A 2,172-nucleotide genomic window follows, 5' to 3' on the forward strand; every position below is an offset into this window, starting at 1 on the left:
TGTCAAGGACCGGGGTCATGGATCGCGTGAGGGTCGGCCAAGCGGATCGCCCTGATGAGCCCGTCGGGAGCGGCGATTCGAGTTCGCAGCGTTGACGAGGGCGGTTCGGCCAAGCGGATCCGCTACGGGCTACCGGGCTTCGTGGGCCGAGGGCTTGCGACGCCGGGTGGGAGGTGGATTGCGGAAGCTGTCGCCTTCGATGACGAGGACGTGGGAGTGGTGGAGCAGGCGGTCCATGGCGGCGCTGGCCATGAGTGGGTCGCCGAAGAGGGGCGGCCACTCCTCGATGGAGCGGTTGGAGGTGATGACGGTGCTCTTGCGCTCGTAGCGCTGGCGGACGACTTCGTAGAGGTCCATCGGCTCGTCCTGGGTGAGGCCCCGCAGGCCGAGGTCATCGATGATGAGCAAGTCGGGCGAGGTGAAGCGCAAGAGGCGCTTGTCGTAGCTGCCTTCGCCGCGTGCGGCGCGCAATTGCATGAGCATTTCGTGGGCGCCGACGTAGAGGGCGCTGAAGCCGGCACGGCAGGCGCGGTGGCCGAGGGCCTGGGCCAGGTGGGACTTGCCGACGCCCGTGGGGCCGACGATGAGGACGTTGTCGTGGCGCTCCAGGAAGGTGCAAGTGCCCAACTCCAGCACCTTGGCCTTGGGGACGCTGGGGTTGAAGTGGAAGTCGAAGTCCTCGAGGGTACGGGCGTGCTCGAAGGCGGCGCGGCGCACGCGCTGGGAGAGTTGCTTGGAGTCGCGGCGCTCCACCTCGTCACCCAGAAGCCGGTAGAGGAATTCGGAGTGGGAGAGGTTGTCGTCCACGGCCTGCTGGGTGCGCAGTTGGAGGGACTGCAGGACGCCGGACAGCCGCAGCTTCTTGAGCATGGGAATCAGCTCGTCAGTGGGACTCAATTTCAGACTCCTGGGGCACGGCGGGGTGGTGAAGCAGCTCGGCCACGCTGCGTGCGAAGCGCGGCTGAGGCAGGCAGGACGTCGCGGGGGCGGCGAGGGCCAGGGGTAGCGGCTGCAAGTCGAGGCCCTGGCGCAGCAGATTCTTCAGGCCGCCGTAGGAGTAGGTGCCGTAGTAGTGGGCGCGCCGGGCGGCGGCGCGGGCGCGCTCGGGCGGGAAGCCCTCCAGGTGCGTGACGATGGCCTGCACGGCGCGCAGTTGGGAGAGGACGTCGTCGGAGTCGAAGACGGCGCGCACGTAGGTGAGGACGTCCTCGCCCAGCCGCGCGGCTCGCTCCTCCCAGTAGCCGCGGCTGCGGTGGCGCAAGTCAGCGCGGTGCTGGGGCAGGTGCTCCTCACGGGTGGCGTAGAGGCCCGTGCCACGCCGGGCGTGGGTGGCGACGCGGACGTCCTGGGCGTACACCTCCAGGCTTGCGTCGGTGACGCGCAGCCAGACGTCGCTGCCCACCAGGCGCCAGGGCACCGAGTAGAAGCGCCTCTCGAAGAGGACGTGGCTGTCCTGGTGGACGCGCGTGGGCTTCCAGACGACGGGGGTGAAGCGCTTCGGGGGCAGGGGCCGCAGCGCGGGCGCCTCCTCCTCCCGGAAGACGTCCACCGGGCGCCTTCCCGTCGTCCCGTGCCGCCGCACGTTGGCCACCTGGGCCAGCCACTGCTTCAACTCCGCGCGCACCCCGTCGACGTCCTGCCCCTGGCGGCCCTTGAAGAAGCTGGACTGGACGTATTTGACGCCCGCCTCCACCTTGCCCTTCTTCTGGGGCGCGTACGGCGGCGTCGGGTCGACTTTGAAGCCTTGGTGCCGCGCCACCTCGCGGTAGCTGCGATTGAGGGCGGACGGCACGTCGGGCGTGAAGGCGGCCCTCAGCACGGCGGCCTTCAGGTTGTCCGGCACCACCGTCTGCACCACCCCGCCCAGCGCCTCGAAGGCCTCCACGTGCAGCCGCAGCCACGTCGGCAGCGACTGCTCGAAGACGACGTCCGCCCAGAGGTAGCGGCTGTGCGCCAGCACCAGCACGAATACCCACGCCTTGCGCAGCCTCTTCTCTTGGGGGCACCGCAGCTTCCCCACGTACCCGAAGTCCACCTGCGCCACCTCCCCGGGCGCCGTGACGACGGGAATGGCGACGTCCTCGGCCCTCACCCCCTGCGCCTTGCGTACCTGCCGCACCAGGCGCTTCACCGCCGAGACGCTCGCCGCGTACCCCTCCACCTCCAGCCTCA

2 protein-coding genes are annotated in these 2,172 nt (G+C 69.8%); both read right to left on the bottom strand.

All coding sequences use genetic code 11. The features are described 5' to 3' along the window. Positions 1–129 precede the first annotated feature (129 nt). Positions 130–897: an IS21-like element helper ATPase IstB gene (gene istB, locus K8556_RS38725; protein ID WP_223745159.1), complete on the bottom strand. Its 768-nt coding sequence runs from the start codon at positions 895–897 to the stop codon at positions 130–132. After that, positions 884–2,172, bottom strand: a 1,289-nt coding sequence (gene istA, locus K8556_RS38730) for an IS21 family transposase (protein ID WP_223745160.1), incomplete at its 5' end; no start/stop codon positions are given. The genes istB and istA, both read right to left, overlap by 14 nt.

Origin of the sequence: Corallococcus sp. AS-1-12 (genome assembly GCF_020036995.1) — a bacterium.
Classification (GTDB): domain Bacteria; phylum Myxococcota; class Myxococcia; order Myxococcales; family Myxococcaceae; genus Corallococcus.